Source organism: Kitasatospora sp. NPDC017646, from assembly GCF_044329365.1.
In the GTDB taxonomy this organism is placed as follows: domain Bacteria; phylum Actinomycetota; class Actinomycetes; order Streptomycetales; family Streptomycetaceae; genus Kitasatospora.
The window spans coordinates 88,852-105,765 of sequence record NZ_JBIRJC010000009.1 but is presented as its reverse complement, the minus strand read 5'-3'; the positions used below and the strand labels follow the sequence as shown (position 1 = coordinate 105,765).

Below are 16,914 nucleotides of genomic sequence, written 5' to 3'. Positions count from 1 at the left end.
CCGGCTCGGCGGCCGGTCGGGAGGGAGGGCCAGCGAGCCCGGGCCACGCGAGCGCTGGGCATCCTCGCATAGGCTGCGCCGACCCGGCCGACCCACCGCGAGGAGAACCTGCCCGTGCGCAGCAGCGGCACCACCACCATCCGCCTGATCGAACCCGCCGACGCCGCACCGATCGCCGGGCACCGGGCCAGGGACGTCGAGGCCTTCCGGACGTGGGAACCGGCCCAGCCGGCCGCCTTCTTCACCCCGGGGGGCCAGGCGGAGCGGATCGACGGGCTGCTGGCCGGATACCGGGCCGGCACGGTCTGGCCGGGCGCCGTCCTCGCCGACGACCAGGTGATCGGGCAGGTCACCGTCGGAGGCATCCTGCCGCAGCCGCACCTGCGCCGCGGCTCCGTCGGCTACTGGATCGCCCGCCCCGCCCAGAACCAGGGGCACGCCGGGCGTGCGGTCGGGCTCGTCCTCCGGGTGATGACGGACGAACTCGGGCTGCACCGCGCCGAGGCGTCCACCGGCCTGGAGAACCTGCCCTCGCAGCGCGTGCTGCGCCGCAACGGGTTCAGTCCGTACGGCGTCGCGCACTCCTCGATCCTCCTCGACGGGAGCTGGCGGGACGCTCTGCTGTGGGAGCGGATCCTCGGTGCCCGGCCGGGGCGTGTCTGACGGAGCCGGCCACATCACCCCCCGGTGGTGGTCGGCGCGGGGGCCGGACGGGAACCATCGGGTTCGCGGGGGTGTCGTCCCCGGGGAGCGATGTGGTGGAAGGAGCCGGGGTGGAGACGTCGGACAGGGCGGGGCGGGCGGTGCTGGCGGCGGCCGGAGTGCTGTTCCCGGACGGGCAGGGGCGGGTGCTGGTGGTGCGGCTGCCGTACGACCGGAAGCATCCGGTGGCGATCCCGGGTGGCGGGTGGGAGCCGGCCGACCGTTCGCCGCGGGAGACCGCGGTGCGGGAGATCGCCGAGGAGCTGGGGTTCACGCCGCGGCTGGGGCCGTTGGCGTGCGTCGACTGGGCGCTGTCCCCGAGCCGTCCGCCGATCGTGGCGTACCTGTACTGGGGTGAGCCGCTGACGGCGGAGCAGGTGGCGGCGATCCGGCCGGACGCGGCGGAGGTCGGCGGGTGGGTGTGGCTGACGACGGAGGAGGCGGCCCATGCCCTGCCGCCCCGGCTGTCCCGCCGGGTGACGGCCTGTCTGCGGGCGCCGCGGGCGGCCGGACCGCTGGAGCTGGAGGACAGCCGGCCGGTCGGGCACACCCTGCGGGAGCTGCCCGCCGACGGACCGATGCCCGAGTACACCGGGCTGGCCGCCGCGCCGGGCCTGGGGACAGCGCCCGGGACGGGACCGGCCCAGGCGCAGGCGGATCCGCCCATGGACCGTGACACCTACTACGCCACCCGGCCTCGGATCCGGGCAAAGGCACGGGCCCTGTTCACGGACTCCGACGGGAGGGTGCTGCTGGTGCGGCTGCGGCCGTGGTCCGGGCCGGACGATCAGTACTGGACGCTGCCGGGCGGCGGGGTCGAGGCTGCCCGGGAGACGCCCCGGACGGCGGCCCGGCGGGAGATCCGCGAGGAGCTGGGCTGGGCGGTGGAACCCGGACGGCTGCTGGCGCTGGACTGGCAGCCGGGGGCGGCGGCCGACCCCGGCGCGAATCCGGCGACGGGCCGGGACACCGCCGTCCTGGTGTACCTCTACGACGGCGGCACGGTGACGGACGAACTGCTCGGCTCGATCGTGCTGCAGGAACAGGAGCTGGTGGAGTGGCGGCTCTGCGAGCCCGCCGAGGCGCGGGCGCTGCTGCCCGGGCCCTCCTGGGACCGGGTGGCGGCCGCGCTGGCCGCCCGGGAGCGGTCGGTCGGGCCGGCCGAGCTGGTGGGCGGGCAGGCGGTTGGGTACCGTCCGGCCGGTGAACACTGGGGGCATGCAGAACGCGATCACTGAGGTGCTGACCGGGCGGCGGGTCGAGGCGGTCAGCGGCGGGAGCCGGCTCGACCTGCGGCTCGACGGACCGGTGACCGTGCATGTGACGCACGAGTTCCGCTTCGCGACACCCTCCTTCGCCACGCCGAAGGAGGTCCAGCACTTCTTCCCGGCGCTGACCTTCCGGCCGACTCCCGCCCTGCTCGCGCTGGTCGGGCGGACCGTCGACGCCGCCCGGATCACCCTGGCCGGCGGCCTGGAGCTGGGCTTCGCGGAGGGCGGTGCGCTGTCCGTCCACCCGCACGCGCTGGTCGCGCCGTGGAGCGTGCTGACCGCCCAGGGGGCGGTGTGCGCGGGGCTGCCGGGCGGGGAGGTCCGGTGGACGGAGCCCGGCGGGGCGTGAGCCGCCGCCGGGGCCTCGTCCGGGAGGCCTCGCCCGGGACCTCGTCCGCGGCCCGTAGGCGGTCAGACCTCCAGGTCGGCCTCGATCCTGGTGAGCTGGTGGCGGGCCATCGCCAGGTTGGCGCGGCCCTTGTCCAGCGCGAGGTAGAGGAACAGGCCCTTGCCGGTGCGGCCGGCGAGCGGGCGGATCAGGTGGTACTGGCTGGACAGCGTGATCAGGATGTCCTCGATGCCGTCCTGTAGGCCGAGCATGTCCATGGTCCGCATCTTGGCGCGCACCACGTCGGTGTTCCCGGCCGCGGCCACGTTGAGGTCCAGGCCGCCGGGGCCGTCGAGGGTGGCGAGCGCCATGCCGCTGTTGTAGTCCACCAGGGCCGCGCCGATGGCGCCCTCGATGGAGGTCATGGCCTGCTTGAGTGCGCCTGCTGCGTCGGTCATTCTTTCAACTCCTGTGGTTTTGTTCCGAGTTGTCGATGGGTTGGTCGGGGCGTTCGGTCAGGGGCGTTCGGTCAGGGCCGGTCGGTCAGGGGCGTTCGGTCAGGGCCGGTCAGCCCGGTTCGCGCGGATCCTTGGGCGTCAGGGCGTCGTTGAGCAGCTCGGCGATGCGCCGGGCACAGCGGCGGGCCTCCAGGTGGAGCCGGCCGACGTTCACGTCCGGGTGCGCCAGCAGGGTCAGCACGCAGCTGCCGCCGGCCGCGTAGGTGGCGACGTAACCGTGCTCGCCGCGCACCACCGACTCACGGAACTCGCCCTGGCCGGTGGTGTCGGCGAGCCGCTGGGCGAGCGAGAGCGAGGCCGCCGTCATCGCGGCCAGGCCCGAGGGCTCGGCCCCGTGGGTGTCGTGCGCGACCAGCAGGCCGTCCACGCTGGCCACCAGGCCGCCCGCGAGGTGCGGGACGCGACGTTTGACGGCGCGGAGTTCGGCGAGCAGCTCGGTCTCCAAGGCGATCAGTTGTCTCCTTCCGACACGCTGCTTGAGCGCCCGCCTCATGGCCGGTACGGCGGGGTCGCGGGCGGGGAGTGGCTCAAAGTCGGGCCTCCAGAAGGTCTCGGACCCGGGTCAGCAGGGCGATGTCCGGGTCGGGGACGGTCAGCGGGTGGGCCGCTGCCGTGGCGGGCGGGCGATCGGGGCCGGCGGGGGCGGGGCCGGCGGCGGCAGGGGCGGCGAACCCGGTTGCCGCGGGGCCGGTGGCCGGGGTGCTGCGGAGGGTGGCGCCGGGGACCCTGCGGTGCAGGCCGCCGTCCGGTCGTCCCGGGCCCGCGGCCGCGGGCGTGGCGGTCGGCGCCGCGTGCCGCGGGGCGTCGAGCAGACCGGCCGCGGCCAGGCGGCGGACGTCCGCCGTCACACCGAAGCCGGAGCGGCCGAGCAGCCGGGCAAGGTCCGCCGGGGTTCTTCGGCCGTCGGCGTGGTCGAGCAGTTCGCGCCGGCGGCGGCCCGGCGGGCGGTGCGAGGGGCGACGGTTGTGCTCGACCGGACGGACGGGTGCGGTGTCGAGCTGCGGCCAGGGCCAGATCCCGTCGAGGAGTCTGCGTCGGCGCTCGACCTCGCGGCCCAGCCGCGCCGGATCGACCAGCGCCACCGGCCCGAGCCAGTGCCGAGCGTCGGACTCGAACCGCCACGTACCGCCGGACCGGTCGGCGAGGACGAAGTAGGCGGCGTCGAACAGCGTTCCCAGATGGCCGAGTTCGAGTTCTCCGCGGGTGATCAGCTGCCGTTCGGCCAACGCCTCGCCGACCCGCCCCTGCGGGCCGTGGCGGTGCAGGAGCTCGGCCCAGTCCTCGGGCGTGATCCGACCGCAGCCGGTGAGCAGGTCCGCCAGGCCGGGCGCGCGGGGGGACTCGGCGGCGGCCACCTGGCCGTCGACCAGGTGCAGGATGCCCAGCGGCCCGTGCAGGGCGCCGGTGGCGCGGCGGGCGGCGAGCAGGGCGACGACCTCGCCGGGATTCCTCGGCGCGGCGGGCTCGGCGCGGCCAGTCGGTTCCGCCAGGGGCGGGGCGGCGGTCATGCGGGCCACCGCCCGTCGGTCCGGCGCCGGGTCTCCCGGCGGGCCCTTGGCGAGGTGTCCGCGCAGTCGGCTGGCCGGAATGCGGTGGTCGGTGCGGGCCCGGTGCTCACCCGAGCACCAGGTCCTCGGCCAGGGCCTGGAGGCGGAAGCGGGCGACGGCGAGGTTGCCCGACTCGCGGTCGAGCCAGAGGTGCAGCACGAGCCGGCTGTCGAAGGCGGTGTCGATGAAACGGATCAGGTGGTAGCTGCGGCCGGCGGTGACGATGATGTCCTCCAGCGGGGAGTGCCGGTCCTCCGCTACGGTGAAGGTCTGGCTCTCAACGGCCGCACGCACCAGGTCGGTTGCCTCGGCGGCGGCGGTCTCGTGCTCACCGACCGGACTGTCGCCGAGGCTGCCGAGGGCGAGTCCGCTGCTCCAGTCGACCAGGCTCGCCGAGCGGGCTCCGGCGATCGCCATCGCTCCGGAGAGGCATTCGTCGATACCCGGCACACCGGCTCCTTCGAGGGGGTCTGGGCGGCCGGGCGCAGCGCGCCTCCGGCCAGGTCGCCACCAGCAGTGGCAGGTTCGACACGGAAGGCTACTGCCGGATTCCGTATGACGAACATTCCAATGGCATATTCACACCAGATCCAGCGAGTTCCGGCCAAGGTGTGACGGGCCGTCAAGCTTGCCGGGGCGGCAAAGTCCCTGGCCGGTCCACCGTCACGGAGCGCCGCCCCTCGGCTACCTGGTGCGGGACCTTGGCCGATACCGACATGCGACCCGGGGTTTCGATGCCGAAAGTGCGATAAGAGGCCGGATCCGTCGGCGGCTCGGCGGGCGGACATGACGAAGGGGCCCGTTCCGCTGGACGGAACGGGCCCCTTCGGGTGGAGCGCCAGGCCCGGGTTGCACGGACTCTTCCCACTGAAAGTGGGACGTGCTCTGGTAGCACCGCTGACGCGTGTTCGAGGAATCTCCGCTTCGGAAGATCATTTCCCCTCGACGTGAAGAACACTAGCAGGTCATCACACCTGGTCAGAAATCGGTTCCGGGTCACCTGCGGGCACGGCTCCGGTTCGCCGCGCCGGGCACTCATCGGGGCACCCGTTTGGGCGCCCCTCCGGACACCGCCCCGGATTCCCTCAGACCTGGCCGACGGCCTCGGCGAGCAGCCGGTAGGAGTCGAGCAGCGCCGTGCGGTCGTAGGTGCTGGTCGCGACCAGGAACTCGTCGGCGCCGCTGCGCTCCACCAGGGCGGCCAGCCCGGCGGCGGTCTGCTCCGGAGTGCCCGCGATGTGGCCCTTGAGCGACTGCTCGAACGCGGCCCGCTCGCGCTCGCTCATCGCCCGTGCCCGGACCTCGGCGGTCGGGGCCAGCGGCGGGAATTCCCCGTGGGTGCGGGAGTACGCGCCGGCCCAGGCCTCAGGGACGAGCAGGTCTCGTGCCCGTTCCTCGGTCTCGGCCACCGCGACCGTGCCCGAGACCACCACGTACGGCTCGGCGGCCTGCGCCGAGGGACGGAAGCGGCTGCGGTAGCTCTCGATCGCGGCGAGCATCCGTTCCTCCCCGCGCGCGGCGGCGATGACCAGCGGCAGCCCGGCCTCGGCGGCGAGGTCGGCGCCGGCACCGGTGGCCAGGACGAAGGCCGGCACGTGCAGACCCTCGGCCGGGCGGGCGTGGACGTCGCGGTGCACCTGCTGCGAGCCGTCGAAGTAACCGAGCAGCTCGGCCAGCTGCCCGCCGAAGTCGTCCGCGGCGTCCTTCTCGCGCCCGAGCGCCCGCCGGACGCCGTCGGTGAAGCCCACCGAGCGGCCGAGGCCCATGTCGATCCGGCCCGGGAACAACGCCGCCAGCACCCCGAACTGCTCCGCCACCACCATGGGGCGGTGGTTGGGCAGCATCACTCCGCCGGTGCCGACCCGGATCCGGGTGGTGGCCGCCGCGACCGCCGCGGCGAGCACAGTCGGTGCCGATCCGGCCACCCCGGGCACGCCGTGGTGCTCGGAGACCCAGAAGCGGTGGTAGCCCAGCCGCTCCACCTCCCGGGCGACGGCCACCGTGTTCCGCAGCGCCTGGGCCGGCTCCTCACCCCGTCTGGTCCGGGAGCGGTCGAGGACGGAGAGCCTGGTCGTGGGCGTAGCGCTGGTCACGTGGGTGGACAACACCCCCCTGCCGCGTTGGCATTCCCGGGGCCGGCGCCGCCAGGACCGCCCGGAGCGCCGTCATCGCCCAGCGGTGGGTATTCGGCCCGGTCGACGGCCGACGGCCTTGCGACGGCCCCAGGGCTTGTACACCGACAGGATGACGTTGAAAAGGTAGAGCGAGAGCGCGACGGCCGGGACGATCACCGTGTTGTACCGGATGAACCCGAGGTCCGCGACCGGGATCGGCCCGGTCGGGTGCGCGTCCGCGACGCGGACGGCATCGTGCAGCCGGGCGGTGAGGGCGAAGACCGAGGCGGCCACCGCCCCGAGCGTCAGCCAGAACTTGGCGCTCACCCAGTAGTACCGGAACAGGCCCCAAGTCGTCCCGAGCCCCAGCGCCACCCCGCTCACGAAGGTGAGCAGGCTCAGCGGCAGGACCAGCGTGTCGCCGAGCATGCCCATCGCCCGGTAGGCCGTTCTCAGCCGGTCGCCGTCGTCGGCGGTCAGGGCCGTCACCGCCAGGGTGAGCAGGCAGAGCATCAGCGCCAGCCAGCTGACCGAGACGACGACGTGCAGGACCATCAGGCGCTTGCGCGCCCCCGGCGACAGGCGGCGGCCTACGGACCGCCGACCCGCGCCGGGGACCGCCCCGGGCACCGCGACGGCCCCGGTGGCCGGACTGGACGGACTGGACGGACTGGACGAGCGCACGGGTACCTCCTTCGAGTCGGGCTCACGACGACGCGCCCAGACTCCCCCGCCCGTCCCTCATCGGTCATCTGACAGCGGAAGTAACCTCACGTACTCCCGGGCGAGTACACGCCCCGCGCGTACTCGCGCCCGACGCACTCCCCCGGGAGTACCCCAACCCCTCCCCCCGGTCAGTCCGTCACCGCGAACCCCTGCGCCGTGCCCAGCCGGTGCAGCGAGTCCCGCCCGGGGATCCCGTCCGCGGCCCCCGCCGTGTACCCGCACCGCCGCTGCCAGCCCGCGTACGCCGTGACCGTGAGGCTGCCGTACGAGCCGTCCACCCACCGCTGTTCGAGCAACCCCTCGTCCGCCAGCGCCTGTTCGACGATCGCCACCTCGGCCCCGTACGTCCGGTGCCCCTGCTCGGCCCCAGGGTCGCTGCGCGCCGCCGCGACGACGTGGGCGAGCGAGACCGTGCGGGGCCCGGGCAGGTAGCCGAGCAGCCGCCGCAGCGACCCCTCGCCGGGCACGCCGTCCGCCGCCTGCCCGGAGTAGCCCAGACTCGCCTGGTAGTCCGCGTAGTTCTCGGTGTCCGCGTCCGTCCAGTTCGGCCCGGGCCCGGAGTGGTAGTGGGCACCGAAGCCCCCCGCGACCAGCGCCCGGCCGACGGCGGTCACCTGGTAGCCCTGGGCGCCGTAGCCGTACGCCAGGCCGTTGATGGTGACCTGGTACCGGGCCGGGACGGGCTCCCCGGTCGGGGGCGGGGACGACGAGCCGGAGCCGCTGCCGAGGGCGGGCCAGGAACCGGGATCGACGTGGTCGTTGTACGGCACGTGGGCGTGCGCGTACCAGCCGCCGCGGGTCTCCCACACGTGCTCGTCGCGGTGTTCGGAGAAGTCGGTCGGCCGCCCCATCGGCCACGTGTCGGGCACGCCCCAGGAGGAGACCCAGTCGTGGATCCGGCTCCAGCCCGCGCACGGGGTGTCGACCAGCCGCGGGTAGACGGTGCCCTGGTAGCGGCAGTAGGGGAAGAAGACCGCTTCGATCTGGATCACCACCTGCCCGGCCCGGTTGGTGCGGGTCGGACTCTGGGAGGGGCTGAGCAGGCTCTTCGAGCGGGAGTCGGCGGGGAACAACTGTGCGACGCGTCCGCTGAACGGGTCCCAGACCAGGTGCGGGGCGTCGCCGGCACCCGCGCCGGTGAAGTACCCGACCAGGTCCTCGTAGGAGCACCAGTCCTGCGGTGCGTCAGCGGTGGCGTTTCGGTCCCAGGTGATGTGGGCGATGGCCTTGGGCGGATACTGGTGGTCGGTCGGCGCGTGGTCGCCGAGGTCGTGGATCTCGGCACCGGGCAGCCACAGTTCGGGCATGATGACTCCTCCGAACGGCGTCATGGCGTCATGGCGTCATCACCATTATCGGCAGGTTCACGTCGGGAATTGACCCCGACGGCGCAATCAACGGCACTGAACCACCCAGGACCGCACGGCCGTTCGGATCAGCGGAGGGAATTCGTCCGCGTATGCGGACCGGGACGCGCACCGCGTGACCCCCGGAGACCGCCGGACGGAAGCACATTCCACCTCCTCGCAGCCACCCTGTCAATCGTTGACTTCGAAAGTGGTCTAGTCCACGGCGGTGCGCTCGAAGCGCCCAACATCCCTTTGGGACAACGATCCTGATGATCCGGCGGAGAGCCAGAACCGTGCAGAGAGTCTGCCTCGCACCGGGCCTACGAGGTGCTGCCGCTGCTGCCCTCGACCGAGACCATCGGCAGCGACCACGCCCTGCCGCACGCCCTGCTCCACTCCCGGCTGCCCGGCGTCGTCCACAACCGCCACATCGTCAACCACTACACGCCCGAGCGCCGCACCGGCGCCGGATTCGTCTCCTACCAGCTGCGGTTCGTCAAGTTCCTGCTCTCGATGCTGTACCTGTACCCCGGTCTACGGAGGGATGATCGACCTCGGCCGCGATCTGCTGGACGAGCGGCGCGGGCTGCGGGTCGAGCCGGTCCTCGACCTGGTGCGGGGCAGCGTCGAGTGGGACAGGGCCGGGGACGAGCACTGCCTGGACGTCCTGGACCGCTCCTACCGCAAGCTGGGCGGCAAGTACGCCGAGCTCGCGGACGTGATGGCCGGGCGGCGGCAGCAGCTCCTCGACGAGGCGGACGAGGACGCCCGGCGGTGGGCCGTGCTCGTGGAGGCCTGGCCGGCGATGGTGGCCGCCGCCCGCGCGGAGGGCCTCGGCGCCGGCACGGACGACCTCGGAACCGGTACGGCGGTGCCGACCCGGTGAGCGAGCGCCTGCGGATCCGGCTGCTGGGTGACGACGACTGGGACGCCGTGGTCGCACTGGAACACGACGCCTACGCCGCCGACGGCCTGTCGGAGGGCCGGGAGGCGCTGCAGTCCCGGGCCCGCAGCTCACCGGACACCTGCTACGTGCTGGAGCAGCAGGGCGTCCTCCGCGGCTACCTGCTGAGCCTGCCGTACCCGCCGCTCCGCTGCCCGGGCCTCGCCCGACCGGAGGAGGTGGCGTTCGAATCGGCCAACCGGACGCCGCCCGGCTGGTGGGCGACCACACGCTGGTCCGGCAGTCGCTCGCCACCCACCCCGGGCTGCCCGCCGAGGCCTGTCACCGGCTCGCCGGGGACGAGTTCCCCTGGGTCCGCTCCAACCTCGCGCGGAACCCGGGGATCGACGAACGGCTGATCCGCCGCCTGTCTGGCCTCCCCGGCCCCCCGCACCGCCGCGGCGGCCGCCAACCCCGTCCTGCCGGTGGCAGTGATCGTGGAGCTGGCCTCCCGGTGACGGGTGGAGCCCGTGGGGCACCTGGTCTCCGCCGGGCTCCGCCGCTGTCCGCAGCCGGTTGCAGTTCCGTCTCCGTTCGGTCCGGCGGGGGTGTGTCGCGGCCGCCGGTCCGGGAGCCTGGGGGCAAGGACTCATGCGGCGGGGGGAGTTGCCATGGGGGACGGCCGGGAGCTGGAACCGCGCGTGGCGGGGGCGCTGGTACGGCTGGCTCGGGGCACGGCCGGGCCGGGGCAGGCGGTGGCCGAGGTGGTACGGGCCCGGCTGCGGCTGATGCCAGAAGGCGCGCGGGCCATGGCGGCGGTCGAGGCGGCCCCGGACGATCCCCGGGCGCGGGCCGGTCTGACGTCGGCCGTCGCACGACTGCTGGCCACCGACCCGGGTTTCACGCAGTACCTGACCACCACCGAGCTCGGCGGGCAGGCAGACCCGACCACCGTCCAGCTGCGGACGGGCCCGGAGCCCGGCCGGACCACCGTCCAGCTGCGGGTCGACCCCGAAGAGCGGTCCACCGTCCAGCTGAGGATCGAGCCCACGGACTCCTCCACCGTCCGGCTGAGGGTCGACCCGGCCGCTGACGCCGGCGCCCGGGCCCTCGCCGCCCGACGCGGCAACACCGCCGTCATCGTCACCCTGGCCCTGGTCCTGATCGCCGCGCTGGTCGCGCTCGGGATCCACCTCGGCTCACGCCCGCTGCTGCGGCCCAACGGGCCGGATTTCGCCCACTCCGCACGGACCATCCGTGACCCCGCGCAGGCGCAGGGCGTGCTGCCCGACCTGACGGCGATGCCGGTCGGCTGGCAGGTGGAGAGCGGGCCGCGGTCCGGGACCGGCAGCGGGCCGGACGTGCCCTGTCTGCTCCCTGATGCCTGCGACCAGCAACTCGCCTACGCCACCGCGACGTTCGGCGCCGCTCCGCTCCCGTCGGTGCAGTTCGGCGTGGTCACCTTCGCCTCCGCCGAGGCGGCCGGCAAGGCCTTCGGCACCAGGCTCGACCTCCTCGGCGCCCGGGGCGACGCCACCGCGGCGGCCGTCCCGTCGGTCGGCGAACAGAGCGCCGCCCGTACCCGGGGCGAGTCGATGGCGGAGGTGCTGGTCCGGGTCGACTCGACGCTGCTGTACGTGCACTCCTCGGGCCCGGGGGCAGCGGTCGCACTGCCCGGGCTCACCCCGTTCGCCCGGCTGCTCGCCGAGCGCGCCCAGCAGGCCGAAGAGGGCCGCACGCCGGACGCCGTCCTCCACGGCACCGCGGGCTGAGCCCCGCGCGAGCCCCCTCGCCCGCCCCGCAGGCCCCACCGGCCCGCGGGGCGTTCCGTTGGGCCCGGCGCACCGCACTCCCCGGTCGCCCGAATGCGTGTATCGCTCTCTTGACTGGCGTCACGGGAGCGCCATACTGGCTTCACTCCCGCTCGCACGATGAGGTGCCCGCCCATGGAGCTCTCCCCCTCGGCACATGTGGACACGTTCTGCCGCGACCATCTCCCACCCTTCGAGCAGTGGCCCGAACTCCTCTTCGAACTTCCGGAGTTGGCCTACTCCGACCGCCTGAACTGCGCGTCCGCCCTACTCGACGACACCATCGCCCGCTTCGGACCCGACCGCCGCTGCCTGCTCACCCCCACCGACCGGTGGAGTTACGGCGAACTGCGCGACCACGCCGACCGGATCGCCCGCCTGCTCACCGAGGAACTGGGCCTGGCCACCGGCAACCGCGTCCTGCTGCGCGGCCCCAACACTCCCTGGCTGGCTGCCTGCTGGCTCGGCGTGCTGAAGGCCGGCGGGGTGGTGGTCACCACCATGCCGCTGCTGCGCGCGTCCGAGCTGACCGAACTGGCCCGGATCGCCCGCCCCGCCCTCGCCCTGTGCGACCACCGCTACCTCACCGAGCTCGACCGGGCCCACACCCCCGACCTGCGGATACTCCCCTTCGGCGGTCCCGGCCCCGAGGACCTCACCGCCCGCTGCGCCACCCAGCGCCCCGGCTTCACCGCCGTGCCCACCGCCGCCGACGACGTCGCGCTGATCGCCTTCACCTCCGGCACCACCGGCCGCCCCAAGGCCACCCTGCACTTCCACCGCGACGTCCTGGCCAACGCCGACACCTTCTCCCGCCACCTGCTCCGCCCAACCCCCGGCGACCTCTTCACCGGCACCCCGCCGCTCGGCTTCACCTTCGGCCTCGGCGGCCTGCTGGTCTTCCCGCTGCGCGCGGGCGCCGCCAGCCTGCTGCTGGAGCAGTCCACCCCCGAGCAGCTCGCCGAACTGGTCCGACGCCACGGCGTGAGCGTGCTGTTCACCGCGCCGACCGCCTACCGGGCGATCCTGGCCGCCGGGCTGGCCGACCGGCTGGCCGGCGTGAGGCGCTGCGTGTCGGCCGGTGAGCCGCTGCCCGCCGCCGTCTGGGAGGCCTTCCGCGCCGCCACCGGCCGACGGCTGATCGACGGCATCGGCGCCACCGAGCTGCTGCACGTGTTCATCTCGGCCGCCGACGCCGACATCCGCCCCGGCTCCACCGGCCGTCCCGTCCCCGGCTACCGGGCGGCGATACTGGACGGGCAGGGCAACCCGGTGCCGGACGGCGAGCCCGGACTGCTCGCGGTCAAGGGCCCGACGGGCTGCCGCTACCTGGACGACGAGCGCCAGCTCGACTACGTCCGCAACGGCTGGAACCTCACCGGCGACACCTACCTCCGCGACCGCGACGGCTACTTCTGGTACCAGGCCCGCAACGACGACATGATCGTCTCGGCCGGCTACAACATCGCCGGCCCCGAGGTGGAACAGGCGCTCGCCGCCCACCCGGCCGTCGCCGACTGCGCCGCGGTGGCCGCCCCGGACGAACGGCGCGGCACGGTGGTCAAGGCCTACGTGGTGCTGCGCGAGGGCGCTTCGGCCGGCGCGGAGACGGTCAAGGAGCTCCAGGAGCACGTCAAACGCACCATCGCGCCGTACAAGTACCCGCGCGCCGTCGAGTTCGTCCCCGAGCTGCCGCGCACCTCGACCGGCAAGCTGCTCCGCGCCGAGCTGCGCAGAAGGGCCGCGGTGGAACAGGACGTGAACCCGGACGTGAGACCGAACGCGAACCCGGAGGTGAACCCGGACGTGAGAGCGAACGCGACCCCGAACCCGGACGTGAACCGGAACGGGCAGCGGCACCCGCTCCCGGCCGCCATCAGCATCGAGCGCCGGGTCGAGTGGTCGGACACCGACGCCGCCGGGCACTACCACTTCTCCGCCGTGCAGCGCTGGGCCGAGGCCGCCGAGGCGGCGCTGCTGCGCAGGCTCGGGCTGGCCGAGCTGTTCGGGCGGATCCCCCGCGTGCACTTCGAGGCCGACTACCGCGAGCGGCTCTGGTTCGGGGACGTGGTCCGCACCGAGCTGCGGGTGGTCAGGGTCGGCGGCTCCTCTCTGCACTACGCCTTCGAGGTGCACGGCCCGACGGGTCTGGCCGCCAGCGGCCGGATGTCGGTGGTGCACGCCGCACCGCGGGCCGAGGGCGCCGAGCCCTGGCCCTCACCGGTCCGCCGGGCGCTCGCGGAGGCCGGGCCGCAGCAGCCGGAGGTGGTCGCATGACGGCGCCGCAGCGCACGACCGCCGGCCCGAAGCACACGACCGCCGGAGCACAGCGCATCGCGGTGATCGGCGCCGGGCCGGGCGGGCTCTACTTCGCCGCCCTGGCGAAGCAGCTGGCCCCCGAGCGCGAGATCACGGTGTACGAACGCGACGCCCGGGAGCACGAGTTCGGCTTCGGCGTGGTCTTCTCCGACGAGACCCTGGACGGCATCGCCCGGGCCGACCCGCAGGTCTTCGCCGCGATCAGCGCCGAGTTCGCCCGCTGGAGCGACATCGACATCCGCTACGCCGGCCAGGTCCGCACCAGCGGCGGCCACGGCTTCGCCGCCCTCGACCGCAACCGGCTGCGCGCCGTCCTGCAACAGCGCTGCGCCGAACTGGCCGTGGACGTGCGCTACCGCACGCCCGCCCCGCCGGTCGATCGACTCACCTCGGAGTACGACCTGGTGGTGGCCGCCGACGGCATCCACTCGGCCACCCGGGCCGCCCACCCGGACGCCTTCCGCACCGAGCTGGACGAGCGGCACTGCCGCTACATCTGGCTCGCCACCGACCGTGCCTTCGAGGCGTTCACCTTCATCGTCGAGCAGTTCGACTTCGGCCCCCTCCAGGTGCACGCCTACCCGTACAGCGCCACCCGCTCGACCTTCATCGTCGAGATCGCCGAGGACGCCTGGCGCCGCGCCGGCTTCGAGGCCTTCGCGGCACGGGAGTTGGCGCGCGGCGAGAGCGACACGGCGAGCGTTCGGCGCTGCGCGGAGCTGCTCGCCGGGCACCTGGACGGCCACCGGCTGATCCCCAACGCCTCCCGGTGGATCCGCTTCACCACGGTGCGCAACGCCAGTTGGCGCCACCGCAACCTCGTCCTGCTCGGCGACGCCGCGCACTCCGCGCACTTCTCGATCGGTTCGGGTACCAAGCTGGCCCTGGAGGACGCCCTCGCCCTGGCCGCCGCGCTGAGCGAACAGCCCTCCCTGGACTCCGCGTTGGCATCCTACGAGGCCGAGCGGCGGCCGGTGGTGGAGTCCACCCAGCGGGCCGCGCAGGCCAGTCTGGAGTGGTTCGAGACGGTCGGCCGCCGCACCGGGCAGGGCATCGACCAGTTCGCCTTCAACCTGCTCACCCGCAGCCGCCGCGTCACCCACGGAAACCTGCGCGCCCGCGATCCGGAGTTCACGGCCGCCGTGGAGACCGCCGTCGGCGGCTCGCCCGGGGTGCCGCCGATGTTCCGGCCGCTGAAGCTGGGCGCGCTGGAGCTGCGCAACCGGATCGTCGTCCCGCCGCTCGCCACCTTCACCTCCCCCGACGCGCTGCCCAGCGCCTTCGACCGGGCCCAGCTGACCGCCCACGCGCTCGGCGGCGCCGGGCTGGTGATCGCCGGGATGACGGCCGTCAGCCCCGAGGGCCGGGCCACCGACCGCTGCCCCGGGCTGTGGAGCGACCACCAGGAGGCCGCCTGGACCGAACTCCGGCACGCGGTCGCCGCGGTGAGCGACACCCCGGTCGGCATCCAGCTCACCCACGCCGGCCGCCGGGGCGCCACCGCCGCACCCGGGCCGGACGGCATCGGCCGCCCGCTCGCCGCGGGCTGGCCGCTGCTCGCCCCCTCACCGCTGCCGTGGGGCCCCGGAAGCCCGACCCCGCACGAGGCCAATCACGTCCAACTTGAGTCCGTGGCGGCCGACTTCGCCGCCTCTGCCGAGCGCGCAGCCCGAGCCGGGTTCGACGTCCTGGAGCTGCAGTTCGGCCACGGGCACCTGCTCTCCTCCTTCCTCTCCCCGCTCACCAACCACCGCACCGACCACTACGGCGGCCCGCTCGCCCACCGGTTGCTGTTCCCGCTGGAGGTGCTGGCCGCCGTGCGCGCCGTCTGGCCCGCCGGGCGGCCGCTGCTGGTGCGGATCTCGGCCGCCGACTGGGCGCCCGGCGGCACCACCGAGACCGCGGCGGTGGCGATCTGCCAGGCCCTCGCCCAGGCCGGGGCGGACGCCGTGGACGTCTCCACCGGCGAGGTGGTGGCGCACCAGCGGCCGCCGTACGGGCGCGGCTACCAGACACCCTTCGCCGAGCTGATCCGTACCGCCACCGGTCTGCCGACGGTCGCGGTCGGTGCGATCTCCGGCCACGACGACGCCAACTCCGTCCTGCTGGCCGGCCGCGCCGACCTGGTCGCGATCGGCCGGGCCCAGCTGCACGACCCGTTCTGGACCCTGCACGCCGCGGCCGACCAGGACTACACGGGTCCGGGCGCCCACTGGCCCGGACCCTGGCTGGCCGGCCGCCGCAAGCCGCCCGGCCCCGGCGCGGACCGGGTCGCCCCGCGGCTGCACCTGCTGCGCGAGCCCGCCCCGCCCGTCCACCGCCGCTGGCTGCCGACCGCCCCGCCCGAGGAGTGACGATGCCGGACCTGCCCCGCTTCACCGCCGCCGCCGTGCAGGCCGCCCCGGTCTACCTGGACCCGGCCGCGACCGTGGACAAGGCCGTCGCCCTGATCCAGGAGGCGGCCCGGCACGGCGCCGAACTGGTGGTCTTCCCCGAAGTCTTCGTGCCCGGCTACCCGTACTGGAACTGGACGATGACCCCGGTGCAGGGCTCGCCCTGGTACGAGCGGCTGTACCGAGCCGCCGTGGACGTCCCCGGGCCGTACGTCGACACCCTGCGCGCCGCCGCCCGGCAGGCCGGGGTGGTGCTGGTGATCGGAGTCAACGAGCGCGGCCGGCACAGCCTCGGGGTGCTGTACAACACCCTGCTGATCATCGGCTCGGACGGCGAACTCATCGGTGTGCACCGGAAGTTGGTGCCGACCTGGGCCGAGAAGCTGACCTGGACCCAGGGCGACGGCAGCTCGCTGCGGGTGCACCGCACGGCTGTCGGCCCGCTCGGCGCACTCGCCTGCGGGGAGAACACCAACACCCTGGCCCGCTTCACCCTGCTGGCGCAGGGCGAACTCGTGCACGCCGCGAGCTACATCGCCCTTCCGGTGGCCCCCGAGGACTACGACATGGCGGAGGCGATCGCGCTGCGCGCCGCCGCCCACTGCTTCGAGGGCAAGCTGTTCACCGTGGTCTCCTGCTCCACCATCTCGCCGGAGATGGTGGACCTGATCGCCGGCGAGGACCAGCAGGTGCGCAAGCAGCTCGCCCGCCCGCGCAGCGCGCTCTCCGGGATCTTCGGCCCGGACGGCCGGGCGGTCACCGAACCGCTGGTCGACGAGGAGGGCGTCGTCTACGCCGAGATCGACCTCGGCCGGTGCATCCAGCCCAAGCAGATGCACGACATCGTCGGCCACTACAACCGCTTCGACGTCTTCCGTCTGCACGTGGACGACCGCCCGCTGCGGCCCCTGGTACTGCCCGACGAGCGGACGTGACCCAGGAGACAACGTGA

The 16,914-nt window shown here is 74.2% G+C and carries 15 protein-coding genes and 3 pseudogenes; 11 read left to right on the top strand and 7 right to left on the bottom strand.

Annotation, left to right across the window (positions count from 1 at the left end; genetic code table 11):
- The first annotated feature begins 114 nt into the window (after positions 1 to 114).
- From ACH4J0_RS16660 to ACH4J0_RS16650, 3 genes are all read left to right on the top strand, one after another.
- Positions 115 to 663, top strand: coding sequence for a GNAT family N-acetyltransferase (locus tag ACH4J0_RS16660; protein WP_396240648.1), 549 nt, complete (start codon positions 115 to 117; stop codon positions 661 to 663).
- A 110-nt stretch (positions 664 to 773) separates the two neighbouring features.
- Positions 774 to 1,940: an NUDIX hydrolase gene (locus tag ACH4J0_RS16655; RefSeq protein WP_396240647.1), complete on the top strand. Its 1,167-nt coding sequence runs from the start codon at positions 774 to 776 to the stop codon at positions 1,938 to 1,940.
- Positions 1,921 to 2,322 (top strand): DUF6188 family protein, encoded by a 402-nt coding sequence (locus tag ACH4J0_RS16650; protein WP_396240646.1) that lies wholly within the window; start codon positions 1,921 to 1,923, stop codon positions 2,320 to 2,322. Before ACH4J0_RS16655 ends, ACH4J0_RS16650 begins: the two co-directional genes overlap by 20 nt.
- A 62-nt stretch (positions 2,323 to 2,384) precedes the next feature.
- On the opposite strand, the gene ACH4J0_RS16645 is transcribed toward ACH4J0_RS16650, so the two are convergent.
- From ACH4J0_RS16645 to ACH4J0_RS16615, 7 genes are all read right to left on the bottom strand, one after another.
- A complete protein-coding gene (locus ACH4J0_RS16645) occupies positions 2,385 to 2,759 on the bottom strand; it encodes a hypothetical protein (protein WP_396240644.1) in 375 nt (124 codons plus the stop codon).
- Positions 2,760 to 2,868: 109 nt separating this feature from the next.
- On the bottom strand, positions 2,869 to 3,264 hold the full coding sequence (locus ACH4J0_RS16640; RefSeq protein WP_396240642.1) for a roadblock/LC7 domain-containing protein: 396 nt from the start codon (positions 3,262 to 3,264) through the stop codon (positions 2,869 to 2,871).
- Positions 3,265 to 3,346: 82 nt separating this feature from the next.
- On the bottom strand, positions 3,347 to 4,327 hold the full coding sequence (locus tag ACH4J0_RS16635; protein WP_396240640.1) for a transcriptional regulator: 981 nt from the start codon (positions 4,325 to 4,327) through the stop codon (positions 3,347 to 3,349).
- A 106-nt stretch (positions 4,328 to 4,433) separates the two neighbouring features.
- Positions 4,434 to 4,817, bottom strand: coding sequence for a hypothetical protein (locus ACH4J0_RS16630; RefSeq protein ID WP_396240638.1), 384 nt, complete (start codon positions 4,815 to 4,817; stop codon positions 4,434 to 4,436).
- Positions 4,818 to 5,452: 635 nt separating this feature from the next.
- Positions 5,453 to 6,460, bottom strand: coding sequence for an LLM class flavin-dependent oxidoreductase (locus tag ACH4J0_RS16625; protein ID WP_396240636.1), 1,008 nt, complete (start codon positions 6,458 to 6,460; stop codon positions 5,453 to 5,455).
- A gap of 72 nt (positions 6,461 to 6,532) precedes the next feature.
- On the bottom strand, positions 6,533 to 7,165 hold the full coding sequence (locus ACH4J0_RS16620; protein ID WP_396240634.1) for a DUF2269 domain-containing protein: 633 nt from the start codon (positions 7,163 to 7,165) through the stop codon (positions 6,533 to 6,535).
- 170 nt (positions 7,166 to 7,335) lie between these two features.
- Positions 7,336 to 8,514, bottom strand: a complete 1,179-nt coding sequence (locus tag ACH4J0_RS16615) for a peptidoglycan-binding protein (protein WP_396240632.1) — start codon at positions 8,512 to 8,514, stop codon at positions 7,336 to 7,338.
- 363 nt (positions 8,515 to 8,877) lie between these two features.
- On the opposite strand from ACH4J0_RS16615, the pseudogene ACH4J0_RS16610 reads away from it, so the two are divergent.
- The 8 genes and pseudogenes from ACH4J0_RS16610 to ACH4J0_RS16575 form a co-directional block, all read left to right on the top strand.
- A pseudogene (locus ACH4J0_RS16610) lies at positions 8,878 to 9,072 on the top strand (DUF6271 family protein); the annotation flags it as partial.
- Between the two features lie 25 nt (positions 9,073 to 9,097).
- Positions 9,098 to 9,442: pseudogene (locus ACH4J0_RS16605) on the top strand (DUF6271 family protein); the annotation flags it as partial.
- Entirely contained in the window at positions 9,439 to 9,858 is a 420-nt protein-coding gene (locus tag ACH4J0_RS16600; RefSeq protein WP_396240630.1) for a hypothetical protein, read from the top strand. The pseudogene ACH4J0_RS16605 and the gene ACH4J0_RS16600, both read left to right, overlap by 4 nt.
- 252 nt (positions 9,859 to 10,110) lie before the next feature.
- Complete coding sequence (locus tag ACH4J0_RS16595; RefSeq protein ID WP_396240628.1) at positions 10,111 to 11,211, top strand: hypothetical protein; 1,101 nt, start codon at positions 10,111 to 10,113, stop codon at positions 11,209 to 11,211.
- 174 nt (positions 11,212 to 11,385) lie between these two features.
- Positions 11,386 to 12,996: pseudogene (locus ACH4J0_RS16590) on the top strand (AMP-binding protein); the annotation flags it as partial.
- On the top strand, positions 12,997 to 13,527 hold the full coding sequence (locus ACH4J0_RS16585) for an acyl-CoA thioesterase (RefSeq protein WP_396240946.1): 531 nt from the start codon (positions 12,997 to 12,999) through the stop codon (positions 13,525 to 13,527).
- On the top strand, positions 13,524 to 15,923 hold the full coding sequence (locus ACH4J0_RS16580; protein ID WP_396240626.1) for an FAD-dependent monooxygenase: 2,400 nt from the start codon (positions 13,524 to 13,526) through the stop codon (positions 15,921 to 15,923). Before ACH4J0_RS16585 ends, ACH4J0_RS16580 begins: the two co-directional genes overlap by 4 nt.
- 2 nt (positions 15,924 to 15,925) lie before the next feature.
- On the top strand, positions 15,926 to 16,897 hold the full coding sequence (locus ACH4J0_RS16575; protein ID WP_396240624.1) for a carbon-nitrogen hydrolase family protein: 972 nt from the start codon (positions 15,926 to 15,928) through the stop codon (positions 16,895 to 16,897).
- Positions 16,898 to 16,914 lie beyond the last annotated feature (17 nt).